Genomic DNA, 21,103 nt, shown 5'->3' with positions numbered 1-21,103 from the left:
CGGACCGGCATGCAGGCGTGGGCCCCCGGCGGCCGCTCGTGGGAGCGGGCGCTGACCGCCGCCGACATCGACGACCCCCGGCTGCGCGCCGCCTACACCCGGCAGCGCGCCGTGGTCGCCGGCTACCGCCGGCACGCCTACCTCGCGGTACGGCTGCTGCTGCCGCCCGCGCTCGTCCCGCACGCCATCGCCGCCACGGCGTTCATGCACCACACCGACAACCTGCTGGACCGGGGGCCCGGCGCGGACGGCGCCTGGCCCGCCTGGGAGGCGCGGGTCCGGGCGGGGCTGGCCGGGGAGGCGGACGCGGACGGCCACCCGGCCCTCGCGCCGCTGCTGCACACGGTCGCCGCGCGTCCCCGACTGCGCGGCCACGTCGAGGACTTCCTCGCCGGCGCGCCCCTGGAGCGGGACACCACCGGCTTCGCCACCGAGGCCGACTACCAGAAGTACGTCGACGTGTACGCGCTCCCCGCGTTCATGACGATCGCCGGGCTGCTGCTCGCGCCGGAGGCCGACGCGGACGCCTCGCGCGAGGTCTGCCGCGCGTACATCGACGGCAGCCAACGCCTCGACTTCGTCAACGACCTGTCCGAGGACCTGCGGGACGGCCGACTCGGCCTGTCGGAGGAGGCGCTGGCGCGGTACGGCGTCACCCGGGCCGCGCTGGAACGCGGCCGGGAGGCGCCCGGCGTCCGCGACCTGCTGCGCGACCAGCTCCTCCAGGCCCGCCGCGACCTGCTCGCGGCCCGGCGGCTGGTCGCGTTCGCCCCGCCCGGGCACCGCGCCTTCACCCGGGCGGTCATCGCCCTGGAGACGCTGACCGCCGGCGCCGCCCTGGCCGCCGGCCCGGCCGTCCTGCGCCACCCCGTCCGCCCGCCGCTGCCGGGCGCGCTGGCGGTCCTGCTGCGCGAGTACCGCCGCCGGGGACGCTGACCGCCCCTGGGAGCGGGAACTGCCGGGAGGCAGGGAACCGGCCGGGGGATGGAGAACCGCCCGGTGACTGTGGCGGGAAGCCACCGCGGCCGGCCGGCCGTCACGTTCCGGCCGGGGTGGCTTCCCGCCACAGACACCGGCGGCCAGAGGGGCCAGGCCACGGCCGCCGAGCCGCACACACCGGACCACGGCCGCGGTCGCCCGGGCCACGGTCTCCCATCGCCCGCAACGCCATCCCCGGGCGCAGGCGGCCGGACCACCGCCCCTGAGCCGCAGACGGCCGACGCGAACGACCGGGTCACAGCCCCGAGCCAACGACAACCAGGCCGCGAACCCGAGCCCGCACGCACCCGGACCGCCGAGGCCGGATCCGCGAACCCGCATCAGCGACGCCGGAGCCGCAGGTCCCGAGTCGGCGTCCGCTCATCGGCCCCCGTCAGTCCTTGGCATCCGCGTAGCACTCCGCCACGCCGACCGTGAACGGGAAGCGGGTCGGCGTCTCCCCGAAGGCGAGGCGTCCGGCCTCGTCCCCGGCCCAGCGGATGACCTCCGCCACCTCCGCGGCCTCCTCCTCCGGGCAGTGCACGATCAGCTCGTCGTGCTGGAAGAAGACGAGCTCGGCGCGGAGCCCGGCGAGGGCCTGCCGGACCAGGGCGAGCACGATCAGGGCCCAGTCGGCCGCGCTGCCCTGGACGACGAAGTTCCGTGTGAACCGGCCGCGGGCGCGCGCCGCGCCGGGAGTGCCGGCCGGCTCGTCCTGCGGGAGGCCCGCCTCGTCGGGCACGGCGGTCGAGGCCGGCGGGCAGGTGCGCCCGAGCCACGTCCGCACCAGCCGCCCGTCCTCCCCCGCCCGGGCCGCGTCGTCGACGTGGGCCACCGCCCGGGGGAAGCGCCGGCGCAGGTCCGCCAGGTGTTTGAGCCCGTCCCCGGAGGTCTGCCCGTAGATCGCGCCCAGCATGGCCAGCTTGGCCCGGGCCCGGTCGCCGGAGAACGCCCGCTCGGCCAGGTCGGCGTAGAGGTCGCGGCCGGTTCCCGCGACCTCCATCAGCCCGGGGTCGCGGGAGACGGCGGCCAGTACCCGGGGCTCGATCTGGTCGGCGTCGGCGACGACGAGCCGCCAACCGGGGTCGGCGACCACGGCCCGCCGGATCACCTTGGGGATCTGCAGGGCGCCGCCCCCGTTGGTCGTCCACCGGCCGGTCACCGTGCCGCCCGGCACGTACTCGGGGCGGAACCGGCCGTCGCGGACCCACGTCTGGAGCCACTGCCAGCCGTGCGCCGTGTGCAGCCGGTAGAGCTTCTTGTACTCCAGCAGCGGCTCGACGGCCGGGTGGTCGACGCCGCGCAGCTCCCAGGCGCGCGTCGAGGAGAGGGCGACGCCCTCGCGGGCGAAGGCGCGGACGATGTCGGCGGGCAGGTCGGGGCGGACGCGGACGCCGCCGAACGCGCGCGACACCTCGTCCGCGAGCTCGGCCAGCCGCCGGGTCTCCTGCCCGCCCGGATACCGCTCCCCCAGCAGTTCCGTCAGCAGCGCCCGGTGGACGTCGGCGCGCCAGGGCAGCCCCGCGCGGGACATCTCGGCGGCGACGAGCGTGCCCGCCGACTCGGCCGCGATCAGCAGCCGCGTCCGCCCGGGGTGCTCGGTGTCCTTCGTCCGCGCCCGCTGGTCCGCGTGGACGGCGAGGAGCGCGTCCAGCGGGTCGGTGCCCGGGGGCAGCGGGACCGGGCCCGGCTCGAACAGCGACGGCTGCCCGTCCGGCGCGCGGGCGGGCGGGTCGGCGGGGACGGGCAGCCCGCGCAGCCGCGCCCACGCGGCGGCCAGCGACCGCGGCTGCCCGGACTGTCCCTCCGCGTACCCCATGAGGAGCGCCTCGGCCGCCTCCACGTCGTAGCAGCGCTCGACGCGCACCCCGGCCGCCACCGCGCGCCCGTACAGCTCCGCCGTCGACCGCCAGATCCACCGCGCCGCCCCCGGCCGGGCCCGTACCGCGGCGGCCAGGCTCGGCTCCACGACGGCCGGCCCGGCCGCCCGCCCGTCGGCGTCGACCGGGCAGAGCCGCACGCTCTCGTCCCCCGCGCCCGCGGCGCCCCCGGCGCTTGTCACTGCCCATCTCACGTCCGCAGTGTCGCACCGGGGCCTGACAACGGGCCCGGACCGGGCCGCGCCGCCGAGATGTGCGGGCGCCACCCGGGTGGCACGCTGAACCCATGGCCCGGCCCAACGAAGAGGTCGAGGCGCTGCTCCAGGAGTACGCCGACCTCATCGCCATCACCGGGGGCGACGCGTTCAAGGCGCGCGCCTACGAGAAGGCGGCCCGCGCGGTGGGCGGGTTCCCGGACGACGTCTCCACCATGGACGTCAAGGCGCTGCGCGAGATCCCCAACGTCGGGAAGTCGATCGCCGAGAAGGTGGTGGAGTACCTGCGGACCGGCCGGGTCGCGGCCTTCGAGGAGACCCGCGCGTCCGTCCCGGCCGGGGTCCGGGAGCTGCTGACCATCCCCACCCTGGGCCCCAGGAAAAGCCCTCGCCCTCTACGAGGAGCTCCGCGTCTCCTCCGTCGCGGAACTGCTCGACGCCGTCCGCGCGGAACGGCTGCGCGACCTCAAGGGGTTCGGGGAGAAGACCGAACGGAACATCCTGCACGGCATCGAGCTCATGCAGAAGGCCGGCGGGCGGATCCTGCTCTCGGCGGCCCTGGAGGCGGCGGAGCGGATCGTCGCCGAGCTGTCGCGCGTCCCCGGCTGCGCGGACTGCGCCTACGCGGGGTCGCTGCGGCGGATGCGGGAGACCATCGGCGACATCGACGTCCTGGTCGCGGCCGACGACCCGGAGCCGTTCATGGAGGCGTTCCGCGCCCTCCCGGACACGGCGGAAATCATCGCGAGCGGCCGGAAGAAGACGTCCGTGCGCACATCGACGGGGCTTCAGGTCGACCTCCGCGTCCTGCCGCCGGACGCGTGGGGCGCGGGCCTGCTGTACTTCACCGGCTCCAGGGCCCACAACATCCGGATCCGCGAGATCGCCGTGCGCAAGGAGCTGAAGCTCTCCGAGTACGGCCTCTTCCGCGTCAAGACCGGCCGGAAGGTCGCCTCGCGCACCGAGGAGGAGGTCTACGCCCGGCTCGGGCTGCCCTGGATCCCGCCGGCCCTGCGCGAGGACCGCGGCGAGATCGCCGCCGCGCTGCGGGGTGACCTCCCGGACCTGGTCACCGAGGACGACGTGCGCGGCGACCTCCACACCCACACCGACCTCACGGACGGGGTGTCGCCGCTGGAGGAGATGGTGGCCGCGGCGGCGGCGCGCGGCTACGCGTACTACGCCGTCACCGACCACGCCCCGAACCTGTACATGCAGCGGATGACGGACGAGAAGGTCCTGGCCCAGCGGGAGCGGGTGCGCGCCCTGGACGGCCGGCACCGGAGGATGCGGCTCCTGCACGGCACCGAGCTGAACATCGGCCCGGACGGCGGCCTCGACTGGCCGGACGACTTCCTCGCCGGCTTCGACCTGTGCGTGGCGTCCGTGCACTCCCACTTCCACCAGACCCGCGAGGAGCTGACCCGCCGGCTGGTCCGGGCCTGCGAGAACCCCCACGTCTCCGTCATCGGCCACCCCACGACCCGGCGGATCGGCAAGCGGTCCGGCATCGACGCGGACTTCGACGAGGTCTTCAGGGCCTGCGCCCGTACCGGCACCGCCCTGGAGATCAACTCCCATCCCGAGCGGTTGGACCTCTGCGACGAGGACATCCTGCGGGCCCGCCGGTACGGCGTGAAGTTCGCGGTGAACACGGACGCGCACTCGGTGACGCACCTGTCGTACCTGCGGTTCGGGGTCGGAACGGCCCGGCGCGGCTGGCTCACCAAGGACGACGTCGTCAACACCTGGCCGCCGCAGAAGCTCAGGCGCTTCCTGGACGAGGGGCGGCGGCGCGGCTGACCAGGGACGGGACGGCGGGCCGGGACCCGGGGCGGCCTAGACTGGGCGGGTCATCCCGCGCCGTGCCCGCCGGTCCGGCGCGGAAGCCCGCCCGCCCGGCAGGAGGTCCCGCTCCGCCGTGGCCACGCCCAGAGGAACCGCGCGCACCGTGCCCGATATACGCGACGTCCCGGACATCGACTCCCTCGGCCTGCGGGCCGACTGCGGCAGCTGTTTCGCGCTCTGCTGCGTGGCCCTGCCGTTCGCGGTGTCGGCCGACTTCGCGTTGAACAAGGAGGCCGGGAAGCCGTGCCCGAACCTGCGGGAGGACTTCCGCTGCGGCACCCACACCACGCTCCGGGAGAAAGGTTTCTCGGGGTGCACGGTGTACGACTGCTTCGGGGCCGGGCAGAAGGTCTCGCAGGTCACCTTCGGCGGGTCCAGCTGGCGGGAGGCCCCGGGGACGGCCAAGGCGATGTTCGATGTGTTTCCGGTGATGCGGCAGCTGCACGAGCTGCTGCGGTACCTGGCGGAAGTGCTGACCCTGCCGAAGTCCCGGCCGGTCCACCGTGACGTCCGCCGGGTGCTCGGGGAGATCGAGGCGCTGACGCGGTCGGACGCCGAGGTGCTCCTCGGGCTGGACGTGCCCGCGCTCCGGCAGGAGGTGAACGTCCTGCTGCTGCGCGCGAGCGAGCTGGTGCGCGGCCGGGACGGCAAGGCCAAGGGGAAGAACCGGCGCGGCGCCGATCTGATGGGCGCCGGCCTCCGGGGCGCGGACCTGCGGGCGGCGAACCTGCGCGGGGCGTACCTGATCGCCGCCGACCTCTCGGGGGCCGACCTCCGCTCGGCCGACCTGATCGGCGCCGACCTGCGCGACGCGAACCTCGCGGGAGCGGATCTGACGGGCGCCTTCTTCCTCACCCAGCTCCAGGTGAACGCGGCCAAGGGCGACGCGCGGACCCGGCTGCCCGAGGGGCTGGACCGGCCGGGGCACTGGGAGCGTTAGCGCCCTCGCCCGCAGGGCGCGGAGGGGCGGTCGCACGCCGCTCCCCGTGCGCCGGCGCCGGTCGCCGTCCGTGCCGGGGCGCACGAAAGGGAGCCCTTCGCGGGCGTTCGCCCGCCTTTCGCCCCCGTGCTCCCCGATTGCCGGGGATTGTGGCGCCCCGCCAGGGGCACGGGGAACCTCGGCGGCCCGGAACGCGGGGTTCAGCCCGGTGTCCGACGGCCGCCCCGGCCCTCGTGCGCCGGGCGCGTCGGAACGCCGGGCCGCCGCCACCCCGTCGGGACCGATCCTCGGAGCGCTCGTGAACGCTCGCTGCACTTACGGTGTCGCCCCAGGGGCGTTGCCGCTCCTCGGCCACGCCCTGCCCCTCGTCCGCGACCCCCTCGCCTTCCTCGACGCCCTGCCCGGCCGCGGTGACCTGGTCCAGGTCCGGGTCGGCCCGGTCCGGGCGGTGGTGGTCTGCGATCCGGAACTGACCCGCCGGGTGCTGCGGGACGACCGGACGTTCGACAAGGGCGGCCCGCTCTACGACCGGATCCGGGAGGTGACCGGGAACGGACTCGCGAGCTGCCCGTACCGCGACCACCGCGAGCAGCGGCGGCTGCTGCAACCGGCGTTCCACTCCGCCCGGATGGCGGGGTACGCCGAGGTGATGTCCCGGCAGGTGCGGGCGACGACCGGGGCCTGGCGCGACGGCGGGACGATCGACGCCGCCGACGAGATGCTCGCGCTCAGCGCGCGGATCACCGCCTCGGCGATGTTCGGCGCGGAGGCGGACGACGCGCGGCTCGCACCGCTCCGGGACGACTTCACCACCGTCGTGGCGGGCATCCCGCGGCGCGCCCTCGTTCCGGCGGCCGACCGGCTGCCGACGCCGGGCAACCGCCGCTACGACCGGGCGCGTTCCCGGCTGCGCGCGGCGATCGGCCGGCTCATCGCCGAGCGGCACGGCGACGCCTCCGGCGGCGGGGCCGGTACGGACGGCGCCGCCGGCCTGCTCTCCCTGCTGCTGGCCGCCGGCCGGGACGGGCCGGACGGCCGGACGCTGTCCGAGTCCGAGATCACCGACCAGCTCGTCACCTTTTTCGCCGCCGGCACCGAGACCAGCGGCAGCGCCCTGGCCTGGGCCCTGCACCTGCTGGGCGGCCACCCCGAGGTGGCCCGCCGGCTGCGCGCGGAGGTGGACGCGGTGCTGGGTGACGCCCCCACGGCGACCCTGTCCCACCTGCCGGACCTGCGGCTGACCGCGGCGGTGGTCAACGAGGCGCTGCGGCTGTACCCGCCGGCCTGGCTGCTCACCCGCACCACCACCAGTGACACCAGCCTCGGCGGGCACACTCTCCCCGTCGGTACGACCGTGATCTACAGCGCCTACCTCCTCCACCGGCGCCCGGATCTGTTCCCCGACCCCGAGCGCTTCGATCCGGACCGCTGGATCGTCGCGCCGGGCGCCCCCGCTCCCCCGCGCACGGCGTTCCTGCCGTTCGGCAGCGGCCCCCGCAAGTGCATCGGCGACGTCTTCGCCCTCACCGAGGCGGCCCTGGCGCTGGCGACCGTCGTCGCGGACTGGGAGCTGCGCCCGGCGAACGACCGCCGGGTCCGCCCGGCCCCCCGCCTCGTCCTGAGCCCGCACCGGCTGCCGATGATCACGGCGGCGCGGGCCAGGGGCGGCTGAGCCGGGCGGGCGTCCGGCCGTCAGGCGGCGGGGGTGACGGTCAGGAAGCCGCCCACGCACATCCGCTTCACCAGCCGGACCTGCGCGGGGGTGAGGCGCCCGGCGATCTCGCCGTACTTCACCGGGCCGGCGCTCAGCAACTCCCACAGTTCGTCCACGCCGTCCCGGCGGACGTCCGCGTCGATGGACGGGCCGTGCGGGTCCTCGGTGGAGTGGATCCGTTTGCAGGGCACGGTGTCGCGCAGCGGCGCCGGTGCCGCCGCGTGGTGGGTCAGGGGGTTCTTCCAGTACTCCGCCATGCCGGCGAGGACGGCGGGCGGGAGCTGGACGTTGGCGGGCGGGTTGGTGGCCTTGAAGCCCGGTACGAGCATGGTGACGCTGTCGCGGACGGCGGTGGTGGGCGCCAGGGTGAGCACGGCGTCGGGGGTGAGGCCGGCCGGTTCGGCCAGGGCGGTGGCGGACAGGTAGGGGCCCGCCGCGTCCAGGTCCTCGACCCGGCGGCTGTTGTGCGTCATGACGTCCAGCAGGGCGGGCTGGAACGCCGTGTTGAGCAGGGCGTCGAAGGTCTGCTCGCGGATGCCGAGGTCGGCGCCGGTGCCGCGGGTGTTCCAGTAGACGCTGTCCGGGTTGTTCTTGGCGATGGCGTGGTACCACTGGTCGATCATCAGGGCGAACGTCTCGGCGGTGCCGTGCCACTTGTCGTTGTAGTCCCGCCACAACTGCCGCCGGTCGGCCTCCTCCAGACTGCCGCCGGTGGTCTTCAGCAGCAGCAGCGCGGCGGCCTGGGCCTGGGTGAGGGCGACCGCGACACCGGAGGAGAAGAGGGGGTCGACGAAGAACGCCGCGTCGCCCACGAGCAGGTGCCGCTCGTCGTAGTCGCCGAACTCCTCGGCGACGCGCGAGTAGTTGGTGGCGGTGATCATGTGGTCCGCAACCGGTACGACATCGGTGACCAGGTCCTTGAGGTACGGGACCTCGCGCACGGCGGCGAGGAACGTCGCCTGGTCGGTGTAGTCGCGGCCGGGCTCCTTGAGGACGGCCGGGTTGGTGACGATGCCGACGGAGTGGGTGAGGACGCGCCGGCCGTCGATGACCTTCGGCACGGGGATGTACCAGCACCACCCGTCACGGAAGGCGAAGCAGCCGATGGGCGAGAAGTTGTCCGAGGTGAAGACGTTCCAGTCGGCGGGCAGGTTCTGGGTGTGGCCGCCGCCGGTGAAGTGCTGCCAGATGGCGATGTTCTTGAAGTTCGACAGCCAGCCGCGCTTGTTGCGGGCGGCGGAGACGCTGCTCTGGCGGCCCGAGGCGTCGACGAAGTACCCGGCGCGGACCGACGTCCCGTCGGCGAGCCGGACCACCCCGCCGTTCGCGTCGGGTTCGTAGGCGGTGACGGCGGTCCCCTGGAAGACCTCCACGCCCACGTCGGCGGCGTGGTCCAGCAGGATGTGGTCGAACTCGGCCCGGTTGACGTGCATCGTCCAGCGCAGCACGCCGTCCTTCTCGAACAGCGCCCGGTCGAAGAGGGCGACGCTCGGCCGGTCCGGGTCCCAGGCGTAGACGCCGCCGTACTTCTTCACCCAGCACGGGCTGGCGAGGACCTTGGCGAGGGCGCCGCTCTCCTGGAGCGCGGGCACCACGGGGTGGGCGAACGACTCGCCGATGTGCTCGCGGGGGAACACCTCCTTGTCGAAGATGGCCGTCCGCAGGTCGCTGCGCTGGGCGAGCAGGGCACCGAGGGTGGAGCCGGCCGGCCCGCCACCCATGATCACGACGTCGTAGTACTCCCGCACGGTGCTGACCTTTCGTTCGCTGAACAGTGGGTGCCGAATGTTCGAGGGACCGGAGGGTGGAGGAAGGCGGCTCGGGGGCCCGGCGCGGGCCGTCCGCCCGGTGGCCGCGCGGCAGGGCGCGCGCCGGGCCGGGGCCAGCAGGCCGCCGATCGCCGAACGGGCCGCGCACCGCCCCGTTGTTCCGCGCCTGGCTCGGGATCGACGCCCTGACGGTACGCGGCGCCGGCGGCCCCGTCCATGCGTGTGCGGGGCCCTGAACGGGCGGCTGGAGACGGAGGGTTGGGGTCCGCCGGTGGCGCTCCGGTTCCGGCCGCCGGAGTGGCGGGACGCGGCGCGGGCCCGGTGGGCGGCTTCCGCTTCCCGACGGCGGCGCGCCGGAAGCGTACCTTCGTTCCCGCGCGTTCACCGGCGGAAACCCGCGGCGGAAGACCGGATCCCCTTATACCGCTTCCTCTTCCAAGTCCGCTTCCGTACATGGGAGTTCGATCTTCCGCACGGCGGCCGGTTATACCCTCCGTTAACCTCTTGCCTGGATCGGAAGCGCATGGTTAGCGTAAAGACGCAGCACCATCAGTCATGCGGGGGAACGCGGGGGATCTGATGAGTGACGATGGCGGCTCCATGCCTTTTCTGACACCGGTCCTGAGTGCGACGACGCGCGCCGACGTACCGGTCGACTCCTTACTGTCCGCCGACTCGCCGCGCACCAACGGCCTGGACCGGGCGTACATCGACACGCTCGTCGCGCTCGAGGACGAGCTTCCGCCGATCGTCGTGCACCGGCCCACCGGGCGGGTGATCGACGGGATGCACCGGCTCGCCGCCGCCCGCGTCCGGGGCGACCGCACCATCAGCGCCTACCTGTTGGACATGCCGGAGCGGAACGTGTTCGCCACCGCGGTGAGCCTGAACATCACCCACGGCAAGCCGCTCAGCCATGACGACCGGCTGGCCGCCGCGGCCCGGATCCTCCGGGAGAGCCCGGCGCTCTCGGACCGGTACGTCGCGTCCGTCACCGCCCTGTCACCGCGGACGGTCTCCCGGGTACGGCGTTCAAGCGTCGACGTTGCCCACTTGAACACCCGGATCGGGCTGGACGGGAAGCGGCGCCGCGCGGACGTGGCGAGCGTCGCCAGCGGCCGGCTGCGCGCGGTCGAGGTGATCAGGCAGCGTCCCGAGGCGAGTCTGCGCGAGATCGCCCGGCTCGCCGGGATCTCGCTCGGCACCGCGCACGACGTGAAGAAGCGCCTGCTCCTCGGCATGGACCCGGTGCCCCAGGGCTCGGGGGCCGCCGCCGAGCGCGCCCGGGAGCCGCGGTCCGAGCCGCGTCCGGAGACCCGGATCGCCGAGGCGCCGTCCCTGCGGGACGCGCGTGAACGGCTGGACCGGCTCCGCAAGGACCCGGCGCTGCGGCTCTCCCAGTCCGGCCGCTTCCTGCTGCGCGGCTTCGCCGTGCACGACCTCGACGCGACGGTGTGGGCGAAGCTCGCCGCCACCATCCCGCCGCACTGCGCGGACGGGATCACCCAACTGGCCAGGGAGTGCGCCGACGTGTGGACCCGCTTCGCCGAACAGGTGGAGCGGGAGGCGCAGGCCGGGGAGGCGGGGCAGGCCGAGCCGGCCGGGGGGCGGTCCCGGCCGGGGGTCTGACAGGGCCACGGCGGCTTCTCCCGTCCCTCTGGTCTCACGGCGACCTCTCGCACTGGCCTCGTTCCACGGCGGTCTCTCCCGCCCCTCTCGTCCCACCCACCGGCCGGGCGCCGCTGTTCTCCGCCCGCCGGGGGCGCCGCCCGGCGCCCCTCCCGGGACACCACGCGCCCGCGTGACCGGACGGCCTCACCGCCGCCCGGTCACGCGGGCGTTCGGCATGTCAGGCGTCGCACACCCCGCGAGGCTCGTCCGCGTCCGGTGCGCAGCACCCTCCCCACGACCTCCGCCGGCCTCCCGCGTCCGCCCGGCGCCGTTCGTCACACCGATCACCGGTCCCGGCCCGCGACCGGTGTCGAACACGCCTTCCCCCAGCGGTCGTTGTGGGAGGATTCCCACGCCGGACCGGGCCGGCGGACGCCAGGCGCCACCGCCGTCTCGATCGGTTCCGCCCTCAGGAGTTCCGTTCTCCGTCCCGTTCGGTCCTCTTCAGTGCTTTTGGCTTTCAGCTCAGCTCTCTTCCGTCCTTTCGACACCGGTCGCCGGAAACACCCACAGGGCGACGTCGGACCTCGCGGGCCGCCAACGGCCGAGCAAGGGCCGCCCGGTTCTCCATCACCGTGCGACGGATCCTCCGTGCGCCGGACGACTCGCAGAAGGTGGCACCCATGTCTGCCACAGACACGTCCGGGCCACCGGCCTATCCCTTCGGCCCGGTGGTCCGTCTCGACCTGCACCCCCGCTACCTGGAACTGTGCCGCAACGAGCCGGTCGCCAGGGTGCGGTTGCCCTACGGCGGTGACGCCTGGCTCGTCACCGGCTACCACGAGATCAAGCAGTTCCTCGCCGACACCCGGTTCAGCTCGTTCGCGGCGACGGCGCCCGACACCGCCCGGGTGACGCCGCTGCCGCTGCGCCCGGGCAACCTGCTCAGCATGGACCCGCCGGACCACGGCAGGATCCGCAAGGTCGTCGCCCATGCCTTCCGGCCGCGAATCGTGTCGCAGCTCGCCGACCGCATGCGCGACCTCGTCACCAGCGAACTGGACGCCATGGAGGCGGCCGGCCCGCCCGGCGACCTCGTCCAGCGGCTGGCGATCCCGCTCCCCGTCCGGATGATCGTCGAGCTCTTCGGCGTCCCGTACGAGGACCGGGCGCAGTTCCGCAAGTTCTCGGACGTCTTCGTCGCCACCTCCGCGCACACCAAGGAGGAGATCGACGAGGCCCGCGACGGCCTGGAGGCGTTCCTGCGCCGGCTGATCAAGCAACGCCGGGACAGCCGTTCGGACGACCTCATATCCGTGCTCATAGAAGCGCTGGACGACGGCCGGCTGTCCGAGGTCGAGGCCGTGCGGACGGGCATCGGCATCCTCATGGCCGGCCACGAGACGTCCCTCAGCATGATCTCCAACGTCTCCTTCCTGCTGCTCGCCCAGCGCGAGCTCTACGAGCGGCTCTGCGCGGACCCGTCGCTGCTGGACCCGGCGATCGAGGAGATGCTGCGCGTCATCCCGCTGCGCTCGGTGGGCAGTTTCCCGCGCCGCGCGTCCGAGGACGTGGAGATCGGTGGAGTGCGCGTCAGCAAGGGCGACACGGTGATCTTCCAGCGGGCCGCCGGCGACCGCGACGAGCGGGTCTTCGAGGACCCGGACACCATCCGCTTCGACCGGGAGCACAACCCGCACCTGGGGTTCGGCCACGGGCAGCACTACTGCCTCGGCGCGAGCCTCGCCCGGGCCGAGCTGAAGGTGGCGCTGGAGGGGATCACCAGCCGGTTCCCCACCCTGCGGCTGGCGGTGCCGCCGGAGGAGGTCCCGTGGAAGCCGGGCCTGATCGCGCGGGCGCCGGAGGCGCTGCCGGTCACATGGTGAACGGCCGCCGCCTGGCGCACCGGCCGTCGCATGGCGGACCGGCGCCGCATGGCGGACCGGCCGTCACCCGGCGGCCCGGAGCACGACGGCATGACACAACCGACCGAGGAAGGGCAGGGGATGAGTCGTACGACGTGTGCCATCGCCGGTGCGGGACCCGCCGGAATGATGCTCGGCATGCTGCTCGCCAGGGCCGGCGTGGAGACCGTGGTACTGGAGAAGCACGCCGACTTCCTGCGTGACTTCCGGGGCGACACGGTGCACGCCTCCACCCACCGCCTCATGGGCGAACTCGGCCTGGGGGAACGCTTCCGCAAGCTCCCCCACCACCGGATCCACCGCCTCCAGGTCGTCACCGACGACGGGCCCTTCACACTGGCCGACTTCCGCAGACTGCCGGGCGAGTTCCCCTACATCACCTTCCTGCCGCAGTGGGACTTCCTCGACTTCCTCGTGGAGGAGGCCGACCGGTTCCCCAACTTCCGGCTGCTGCGCGAGAGCGAGGTCACCGGGATCCTCCGGTCCGGGAACCGGGTCACCGGCGTCCGCTACCGCGACGCCGAGGGACGGGAGCACGAGCTGCACGCGGACCTCACGGTCGCCGCCGACGGCCGCCGCTCGGCGGTCCGCGCCGCGTCCGGGCTGCGGCACCGGGCGTTCGGCTCGGGCATGGACATCCTGTGGTTCCGGCTGTCCAAGCGCGACGAGGACCCGGGCGGCATGGTCGGCCGGCTCTCCGCCGACGGCAAACTGCTGGTGCGCATCGAGCGGCAGGGGCACTGGCAGGCCGCCCTCGCGGTCCGCAAGGGCGGCTACGAGCAGCTGCGCGCCGAGGGCCTGGAGGCGTTCCGGGAGTCGCTGGCCACGCTCAAGCCGTTCCTCGCCGACCGGGTGCACGAGGTGCGCACCTGGGACGACGTCAAGGTGCTCGACGTACAGATCGACCGGCTGCAACGGTGGTGGCGGCCGGGACTGCTGTGCATCGGGGACGCGGCGCACACCATGTCGCCCATCATGGGCGTCGGCATCAACCTCGCCGTCCAGGACGCCGTCGCCGCCGCCAACATTCTCGCGCGGCCACTGCGCGACGGAACGCTGGAGACCGCGCACCTGGAACGGATCCAGCGCCGCCGCATGCCGCCGACGGTGGTCACCCAGCGCATCCAACGGGCCCTGCAGACCGGCTTCCTGGAGCCGTGGATCAACGGCCAGGGGAAGTCCACCACCCCCCGGGTGCTGCGCGTCCTGCGCCGGCTGCCCCCGCTCCAGGGCGGACCGGCCCGGGCGATGGCGATCGGACTGCGCCCCGAACACCCGGCCGCGGCGCTGCGCTGAGCGGCACCGCACGTCCCTTCCGCCCCAAGTACCCCTCGCGAACGGAGAACCCACGGCAATGCGCGTACTGATCACGACCACCCCGGGCACCGGCCACACCTATCCCCTGGTGGCGCTGAACTGGGCGCTCCAGACGGCCGGTCACGAGGTCCTGGTCGCCTCCTGCGGTCCCGGGCTGGCCCTGGGCGAGGCGGGCGCGCGCACCGTGGACGTCGCGCCGGGCCTGTCCCTGGAGAAGATGGTGGGCCTGCTCGCCCAGCGCCACCCCGAGGTGGCAGGCAGGCTGCTCCAGGAGGCGGACGGCGCCGGTTATCTGGAGGTGGTCGGCGGCGCGGTCGCGGCGGCGCTGCGGCTCCAGCCGGAGATGGTCGCCGCGGTGATCCGGACGGCCGAGGAGTGGCGGCCGGACGTGGTGGTGCACTCCCCGCTGCTGACGCCCGGGATGGTGGCGGCGGCCAAGCTGGGGGTGCCCGCGGTGCAGCACGGCTTCGGCTTCCTCAACCCGTCCGCCGAGCTGATGCGCGAGCTGCACGCCGACCTGTTCGAGGAGCACGGGGTGGACCTCCCCGAGGTCCGGGCCGTCGTCGACATCAGCCCGCCGAGCGTCGTGCCCACCGAGCCGGGCGCGTGGCCGCTGCGGTACGTGCCCTACAACGGCAGCGGGCCGCTGCCGAAGCCGCTGTTCGACCTGCTCAACCGGGTGCCCGAGACGCCGCGGATCGCCGTCTCGCTGGGCAGCGGGCCGGTGCCCGGGGAGGCGGCGCAGGTGATGGAGCGGATCCTGGCGACGGCGCCCAAGACGGACGCCGAGTTCGTGGTGGTCCTGCCGCGCGTGGACCTGGAGCCGTTCGGCTCGCTCCCGGACAATGTGCACGCCTTCGACTGGGTGCCGTACAGCGCGCTGCTGGCCCGCTGTTCGGCGGTCGTCCACCATGCCGGGCCGGGCACCGCGCTCGGTGCGATGGCGCACGGGCTGCCGCAGATCATGCCGGTCTTCAAGGGCCTGGGCCGGCCGGCCGTCGCCCGTATCGTCGCCGACCGCGGCGTCGGCCGGGCGGTACGGCCGGAGGAGGTCGGGCCGGAGCTGCTGGAGTCGGTGCTGGCGGACGAGGGGATGAGGACGGCCGCGGCGGAGGTCCGCGAGGAGATCCGGTCGATGCCGGCCCCGGCGGAGGTCGTGGGCAGGCTGGAGGAGCTGGTGGCCGGGGCCTGACGGCGGCAGAGGGCCGGCCGGTGTCCGGTCGGCCCCTGGCCCTTGTCCCGGGCGGCCTCGCCCAGCCTCGTCAGACGGCGTCAGGTGGCGTCAGGTGGCGTCAGTCCACGGTCACCCTGACGATGCGCCCGGACGCCTCGACGACGAAGAGGTGGTGCGCGGGGTCGAGGCCGCCGAAGCCCTGGGCGGCACGGACGCTGGTGGGCATGCGCAGGCCGGTCGCCAGGACGCAGGACCGGCCGGTGGCCGGGTCGACGCGGATCAGCTCACCGCTGCGGAAGCCGGCCACCACCAGGTCGCCGCGGAAGTGCGTCAGGTCGTCCAGGAACTTGTCGCGCAGGGGATTGGGAGTGAGCCGGGCGACCGTGGTGTACCGGCCGGGGTCGTCGAGCGGGACGCGTACGATCCTGGACGTCGGGTCGGTGAGGACGCTGACGTAGAGCTGGTCCCCGACGATGTCCAGGCCGTTGCTGCCGAAGATGGACGCGGCCTTGGTCCACGCCTCGTCGCGGGTGCCGTCCGGACGTATCTTGAGGATTCCGGTGGACAGTTCGCGGCTGAGGTAGAGGTTGCCGGCGGAGTCGACGGCGAGGCCGTTGATGCCGGAGATCCCGTCCACGACGCGCTGCGGTCTCGGCTCGGCGGCGGCCGGATCGAAGCGGACGACGCCGCCGCGCGGAGTCAGCGGGTTCACCCCGTAGTTGACGTACATCATGCCGTCCGGGCCGCGCCGGATGCCGCCCGGCCCGGCCAGCCGGAAGCCGCCGCGCGAGGTGCCGTCGGGGGCGTACCCCTCGACCCGGTGCTTGGTCAGGTTCGAGACCCAGAGGGTGCCCCGGCCGTCGAACTCGAGGTTCTCCCGCCAGTCCAGCAGCGGGACGCCGCCCTCGCGGAACACCTCCACGCGGGCCCGCTGCCCGCAGGAGGACGAGGCCGTGCCGGCGGGCGTGCCGGGCGCGGCCTCGGCCGCCCCGGTTCCTCCGGCCGTCAACGCGGCCAGCAGGCCGGCCACCACCAGGGTCGAGCGCATACGCATACCGTCTTCTCCTTCGGTCGGTGGATGTTCGCGGGTGCGGCGTGGACAGGGCCGGGACCGCGGTCGTCGGCGCGGCCGTCTCCCGGCGGCGGGGCGTCGTCGGGTCGGACGTCTCCGCCGGGTGCCGGACGGGTGAGGGGCAGGGCCCGCCGCCGGCGCGGGGAGGGCGACGGAGCGCGGGCAGAGTCGCGTACGCGGATGCCGCCGTCGGCCGTGGCGGTTCAGTCCGCCGCCGCGAGGCGGAAGCGGATCCCCGCGGCGGTGAGCCGCTCCGTCAGGGCGTCGCCCATCGCGACGGCGGTCGTCACCTGCCCTGCGGTCGCGGGGAGCCGGTCGTGCGCGAGGCACAGCGCCGCCTCCGCGAACATCACGGCGGTCTCCCCGTACCCCGGGTCGCCGCCCGAGACCTCGGTCAGCACCCGCCGCCCGCCGCCCTCGCCGACGAACCGGACCCGGAACCAGCTCCGGGCCCGCCGCTCGGCGTCCGGGCCCCGACCACCGGGGTACCGGTCCGCCAACCACCCTCGGAACGCCGGGACTTGGGCCGCCGCGAGGAGCCCGGCGACCCCCACCGGGGCGGCCAGGGCGACCGGCAGCGTCCGCACCGCCGCGTAATGCCGGTAGCGGAAGTCGGGCCCGTACCGCTCCAGCGCGGCGGCCGAACGGCGTACGACCTGGGGGTCGATGGTCGGCAGCGGCAGCGCCCAGACGCCCGTCTCCCGGCTGAACCGCGGCCCGCCCAGCGGCACCCTGACCCGGCGGCCGGCCGCGGGCCGCGGCTCGTACCGCCGCCGCTCCCGGGCGGCGGCCAGCGCCTGCCGGCCGCGGCCCGCTATGGCCAGGGAGGACGCCAGCGTGCCGCCGGAGAACGCGCCCCGGGCCCGGACGAAGCCGTCGACGCGCAGCGGTACGTCCTCCGGCAGGTGCCGGACGGTGTAGTACACCCCGAGGTCGTACGGGACGGAGTCGAAGCCGCAGCTGTGCACGATCCGCGCGCCGGTCTCGCGGGCCCGCGCGTCGTGCCGGACGTACACGGAGTCGACGAACTCCGCCTCGCCGGTGAGGTCCAGGCAGTCGGTGCCCGCCGCCGCGCACGCGGCGACCAGCGGCTCGCCGTGATGGACGTACGGGCCCACGGTGGAGGCGACGACGTGGGCGGACTCGGCGAGGTCACGCAGCGCGGCCGGGTCGTCGGCGGCGGCGGTGAGCAGGGCGGGCGCGGCGCCGGACCCGTCGGCCAGCCGCTCCCGCAGCCGTTCCAGCTTCGCCCGGTTCCGCCCGGCGAGGGCCAGCCGGCAGCCGTGTGGCGCGTGGGCCAGGAGGTACGCGGCGGTCAGTTCGCCGACGAAGCCGGTCGCTCCGAACAGGACGACGTCGTACGGCCGCCGAGGGCCGTCCTGCCTGCTCACGGCAGTGTTCACGGAACTGCTCATGGCACCTCCTGCGCCGGGCCGGATCACCGGGGCCGCTCGCCGCCCGCATGTGATCCGCAACCCTCACAGAGCCGCCGCTCCGCCGTCAACAGCGCGTGCCCGCCCGCCTTCCGGGGGTCAGCGTCCCCCGGCGACGACCGGGTAGTGGTCGGACAGGTCGGTGTAGGTGTACTCCTTGCCCCAGCTCGACACGGTCCACGGCGCGGACCGCTCCTGGACCACCGTGTTCGTCCACCCGGCGGGCCGGACATGGCCCTTGCGGTGCAGGACGTGGTCCAGGTCCTCCCGGGCGTCGTTCGGGTACCGGTAGGCGGCGATGGAGTTCTCCTTCGTGTCGAAGGAGTACGGGTGGCCGTCGCGGGCCTCCGCCGGGTCGAGGTCCGCGTCGGCGAGCAGGGAGGCGAACTCGGCGCTCCGGGAGTCGACGTTGAGGTCGCCCGCGACGATGACCTGCTCGCTCGCCGGGATGCGCTTGGCGTCGAGGAAGGCGTCGATCTGCCGGAACTGCCGGGCGCGGTCCGCCGCGGCCTCCCCCGCCGCGCAGCCGCCGTCCGTGGACTGCGTGTGGGTGCCGACGACGTGCACCCGCGTACCGCCGACGTCGAGGACGACGTACGCGAAGCCCTTGTTGGACCACTTGTCGGAGCCGCAGGCGTCCTTGTAGACGACCTGTTCCTTGCGGACGATGGGCCACTTGCTGAGCACGGTCACCCCGCCGTCCTCGGGGGTGAGGGCGGAGTAGGCCCCGCCGGTGGCGTCCCAGCCGTCCTTGGAGCGGCCGACGACGGGGGTCTGGTACGGGTACCGGTCGGCGGCGCGGGACTTGAGCACCTCGGAGGCGTCGTTGTCGAACGCCTCCTGGAGGACGACGACGTCCTGCCCCTGGAAGAAGCCCGCGGCGGGGATCGCCTCGGCCCGGTGCCGCTGCCCCCAGTTCGGATAGAGATTCGTGCTCATCAGGAAGGTGTTGTAGGTGAGCACCTTCAGGCCCGGCACGGCGGGGGCGGGCGCGGCCGCGCCGGCGGCGCCCGCCGGGTGCGCCAGGGCGGCGGCGGTCAGCAGGGCGGCGGCGAGGGTGGTCGCGGCGCGGGCGGGGCCGGGGAGTTGCACGGGATCTCCTGAACGGGTGGGGTGGGCGAGCGGGGTGGGGCGTGGGGTACGTCGCGGCACAGCGAAGCGCCCGCGGGTGACGTCCGGGCGACCGTCAGGTGAGCGGAGGCTTGTGCGGGCGGGACGGGCGGGGGTCAGGCCCTCTCCGCCCCGGCGCTCCGACGAGCCGACTCGCCCATGGCAGCGGCCGGTTGTCCCGCCCTCCTGACGGCCTTTCGGCGGCCGGGATAGCATCGGGGCCGCACACGGACTCGACCGTGCGACACAGTGACGCCCGCGGACCGGCCGCCGAGCGGCCCGCCCGCGCCCGTACGGCCATACCTGCATCATTCGCGCACGCCTTTATGCGAAAGGGCACTCGCATGCGAAGAAGATCAGGAACAGGGCACAGACGGATCCGTCGGCCGGCCAGGACTCCCCGGGCGGGCCTGGTGGCCTCCACGGCGCTCGCGGCACTCGCGGCACTCCTGGTCACGACGCCGGGCTCCGCCGCGGCGGCGCCCCGGTTCGCTTCCGACGGCTACGGCTCCTCGATCGCGGCGGCTCGCAACGCGGACGGCCGGCTGGAGCTGTTCGGCACCGACAGCACCGGGGGCGTGTGGCACCGCCGGCAGGTGTCGCCCGGCGCCGGCTGGACCGGCTGGGAGAAGTTCGACGGCTCGCTGACCCAGGTCGCCGCCCAGACCAACGCCGACGGACGCGTGGAGCTGTTCGGCGTCGACCGCACCGGCGGCGTCTGGCACCGCTGGCAGACCTACGCCGGCGGCGGCTGGACCGGCTGGGACAAGTTCGACGGCGCGCTGCGGCCCTGACCGGGTCGGGATCGCGTTCCTTCCGCCGGGCCGCCGGGCCCGCACGTCCGGCGGGAGGAGCGCGGGCGTCCACGAGTCCGACGGGTCCCGCGCCCTCCCCGGAGCCGCGTGAAGTTCTTCTGTTGACCCGCTTAAGAAAACCTCGATGGACGCCGGGGGCATCACTCGGCACATTGGTGCGCGCGAACCCATCGGTGCGCACGGAACCACCACGGCCGCCGCCGGCCCGGTGCCGAACCCCCCACCCCCTAGGAGCCACCGTCCATGAAGGCACTCGTCAAGCACAAGGCCGAGCCGGGTCTGTGGCTCATGGACGTCCCCGAGCCGGAGATCGGCGCCGGTGACGTGCTGATCCGGGTGCTGCGTACCGGCATCTGCGGGACGGACCTGCACATCCGCTCCTGGGACGGGTGGGCCCAGGGCGCCGTCAAGACGCCGCTGGTGCTCGGGCATGAGTTCGTCGGCGAGGTGGCCGAGGTCGGCGCGGACGTCCGGGACATCGCCGTCGGCGACCGGGTGAGCGGCGAGGGCCACCTGGTCTGCGGCAAGTGCCGCAACTGCCTGGCCGGCCGCCGCCACCTGTGCCGCAGCACGGTCGGCCTCGGCGTCGGCCGGGACGGCGCCTTCGCCGAGTACGTCGCGCTGCCGGCCTCCAACGTCTGGGTGCACCGGACGGAGGTGGACCTCGACGTCGCCGCGATCTTCGACCCGTTCGGCAACGCCGTGCACACCGCGCTGTCCTTCCCGCTGGTCGGCGAGGACGTCCTGATCACGGGCGCGGGCCCGATCGGCATCATGGCCGCGGCCGTGGCGAAGCACGCCGGCGCCCGCAACGTGGTGATCACCGACGTCAGCGAGCCGCGCCTGGACCTGGCCCGCAAGGCGGGCGCCACCCTGGCCTGCAACGTCGCCGAGTCCTCGATCGCCGAGGCACAGCGCACGCTGGGCCTGCGCGAGGGCTTCGACGTCGGCCTGGAGATGTCCGGCCGGCCCGAGGCGCTCCAGGACATGATCGCCAACATGACGCACGGCGGCCGGATCGCCATGCTGGGCCTGCCCGCGCAGGAGTTCCCCGTCGACTGGGCGAAGCTCGTCACGTCGATGATCACCATCAAGGGCATCTACGGCCGTGAGATGTTCGAGACGTGGTACGCGATGACCGTCCTGCTGGAGGCCGGCCTCGACCTCAGCCCGGTGATCACCGGCCGGTACGGGTACCGGGACTTCGACGCGGCCTTCGACGAGGCCGCGACCGCGCGCAGTGGCAAGATCATCCTCGACTGGACCGCCTGACCCCTCCGGCGCCCTCCGGCACCCCCGTCC

General features: G+C 74.3%; 14 protein-coding genes and 1 pseudogene. 10 read left to right on the top strand and 5 right to left on the bottom strand.

What is annotated here, in order from left to right; genetic code table 11:
* Positions 1-9: 9 nt before the first annotated feature.
* Positions 10-936: a phytoene/squalene synthase family protein gene (locus J7W19_RS31215; RefSeq protein WP_004941191.1), complete on the top strand. Its 927-nt coding sequence runs from the start codon at positions 10-12 to the stop codon at positions 934-936.
* Positions 937-1,372: 436 nt separating this feature from the next.
* Here J7W19_RS31215 and J7W19_RS31210 read toward each other — a convergent pair whose 3' ends face one another.
* On the bottom strand, positions 1,373-2,998 hold the full coding sequence (locus J7W19_RS31210) for a bifunctional 3'-5' exonuclease/DNA polymerase (protein WP_004941188.1): 1,626 nt from the start codon (positions 2,996-2,998) through the stop codon (positions 1,373-1,375).
* A gap of 146 nt (positions 2,999-3,144) precedes the next feature.
* Here J7W19_RS31210 and polX point away from each other — a divergent pair.
* From polX to J7W19_RS31195, 3 genes and pseudogenes are all read left to right on the top strand, one after another.
* Positions 3,145-4,876 (top strand): annotated as a pseudogene (gene polX / locus J7W19_RS31205) (DNA polymerase/3'-5' exonuclease PolX).
* Between the two features lie 148 nt (positions 4,877-5,024).
* Positions 5,025-5,861 (top strand): pentapeptide repeat-containing protein, encoded by an 837-nt coding sequence (locus J7W19_RS31200; protein ID WP_004941185.1) that lies wholly within the window; start codon positions 5,025-5,027, stop codon positions 5,859-5,861.
* A gap of 298 nt (positions 5,862-6,159) precedes the next feature.
* Positions 6,160-7,533 (top strand): cytochrome P450, encoded by a 1,374-nt coding sequence (locus J7W19_RS31195; RefSeq protein WP_040888520.1) that lies wholly within the window; start codon positions 6,160-6,162, stop codon positions 7,531-7,533.
* A gap of 20 nt (positions 7,534-7,553) precedes the next feature.
* Here the strand turns inward: J7W19_RS31195 and J7W19_RS31190 are convergent, their stop codons facing one another.
* A complete protein-coding gene (locus J7W19_RS31190; RefSeq protein ID WP_004941180.1) occupies positions 7,554-9,323 on the bottom strand; it encodes an NAD(P)/FAD-dependent oxidoreductase in 1,770 nt (589 codons plus the stop codon).
* A gap of 621 nt (positions 9,324-9,944) precedes the next feature.
* Here J7W19_RS31190 and J7W19_RS31185 point away from each other — a divergent pair.
* The 4 genes from J7W19_RS31185 (at position 9,945) to J7W19_RS31170 (ending at position 15,389) form a co-directional block, all read left to right on the top strand.
* Positions 9,945-10,973 (top strand): ParB/RepB/Spo0J family partition protein, encoded by a 1,029-nt coding sequence (locus tag J7W19_RS31185; RefSeq protein ID WP_004941178.1) that lies wholly within the window; start codon positions 9,945-9,947, stop codon positions 10,971-10,973.
* Between the two features lie 665 nt (positions 10,974-11,638).
* Positions 11,639-12,841, top strand: a complete 1,203-nt coding sequence (locus J7W19_RS31180; protein ID WP_004941174.1) for a cytochrome P450 — start codon at positions 11,639-11,641, stop codon at positions 12,839-12,841.
* Between the two features lie 120 nt (positions 12,842-12,961).
* Positions 12,962-14,176, top strand: coding sequence for an FAD-dependent oxidoreductase (locus J7W19_RS31175; protein ID WP_040888514.1), 1,215 nt, complete (start codon positions 12,962-12,964; stop codon positions 14,174-14,176).
* A 58-nt stretch (positions 14,177-14,234) separates the two neighbouring features.
* On the top strand, positions 14,235-15,389 hold the full coding sequence (locus tag J7W19_RS31170) for a nucleotide disphospho-sugar-binding domain-containing protein (RefSeq protein ID WP_004941168.1): 1,155 nt from the start codon (positions 14,235-14,237) through the stop codon (positions 15,387-15,389).
* 100 nt (positions 15,390-15,489) lie between these two features.
* Here J7W19_RS31170 and J7W19_RS31165 read toward each other — a convergent pair whose 3' ends face one another.
* From J7W19_RS31165 to sph, 3 genes are all read right to left on the bottom strand, one after another.
* A complete protein-coding gene (locus J7W19_RS31165; RefSeq protein ID WP_158688742.1) occupies positions 15,490-16,425 on the bottom strand; it encodes an SMP-30/gluconolactonase/LRE family protein in 936 nt (311 codons plus the stop codon).
* Between the two features lie 221 nt (positions 16,426-16,646).
* Positions 16,647-17,858: a saccharopine dehydrogenase family protein gene (locus J7W19_RS31160; RefSeq protein ID WP_411848849.1), complete on the bottom strand. Its 1,212-nt coding sequence runs from the start codon at positions 17,856-17,858 to the stop codon at positions 16,647-16,649.
* 117 nt (positions 17,859-17,975) lie between these two features.
* The gene (gene sph, locus J7W19_RS31155; RefSeq protein WP_004941160.1) at positions 17,976-18,968 is read right to left on the bottom strand and encodes a sphingomyelin phosphodiesterase; all 993 of its coding nucleotides are present in this window, start codon (positions 18,966-18,968) and stop codon (positions 17,976-17,978) included.
* A 431-nt stretch (positions 18,969-19,399) separates the two neighbouring features.
* Between sph and J7W19_RS31150 the strand changes: the two genes are divergently transcribed.
* On the top strand, positions 19,400-19,780 hold the full coding sequence (locus J7W19_RS31150) for a PLL family lectin (protein WP_004941158.1): 381 nt from the start codon (positions 19,400-19,402) through the stop codon (positions 19,778-19,780).
* Between the two features lie 264 nt (positions 19,781-20,044).
* On the top strand, positions 20,045-21,073 hold the full coding sequence (gene tdh, locus J7W19_RS31145) for an L-threonine 3-dehydrogenase (protein ID WP_004941156.1): 1,029 nt from the start codon (positions 20,045-20,047) through the stop codon (positions 21,071-21,073).
* Positions 21,074-21,103: the final 30 nt, after the last annotated feature.

It is taken from the genome of Streptomyces mobaraensis NBRC 13819 = DSM 40847, from assembly GCF_017916255.1.
Taxonomy (GTDB): domain Bacteria; phylum Actinomycetota; class Actinomycetes; order Streptomycetales; family Streptomycetaceae; genus Streptomyces; species Streptomyces mobaraensis.
This window is presented reverse-complemented; position numbering and strand designations above follow the sequence as displayed.

Coding starts and splice junctions, on each gene's coding strand:
- J7W19_RS31215 (WP_004941191.1), top strand. CDS start 10: ATGCAGGCGTGGGCCCCCGGCGGCCGCTCGTGGGAGCGGGCGCTGACC.
- J7W19_RS31185 (WP_004941178.1), top strand. CDS start 9,945: ATGCCTTTTCTGACACCGGTCCTGAGTGCGACGACGCGCGCCGACGTA.
- J7W19_RS31180 (WP_004941174.1), top strand. CDS start 11,639: ATGTCTGCCACAGACACGTCCGGGCCACCGGCCTATCCCTTCGGCCCG.
- J7W19_RS31175 (WP_040888514.1), top strand. CDS start 12,962: ATGAGTCGTACGACGTGTGCCATCGCCGGTGCGGGACCCGCCGGAATG.
- J7W19_RS31170 (WP_004941168.1), top strand. CDS start 14,235: ATGCGCGTACTGATCACGACCACCCCGGGCACCGGCCACACCTATCCC.
- J7W19_RS31165 (WP_158688742.1), bottom strand. CDS start 16,425: ATGCGTATGCGCTCGACCCTGGTGGTGGCCGGCCTGCTGGCCGCGTTG.
- J7W19_RS31160 (WP_411848849.1), bottom strand. CDS start 17,858: ATGAGCAGTTCCGTGAACACTGCCGTGAGCAGGCAGGACGGCCCTCGG.
- tdh (WP_004941156.1), top strand. CDS start 20,045: ATGAAGGCACTCGTCAAGCACAAGGCCGAGCCGGGTCTGTGGCTCATG.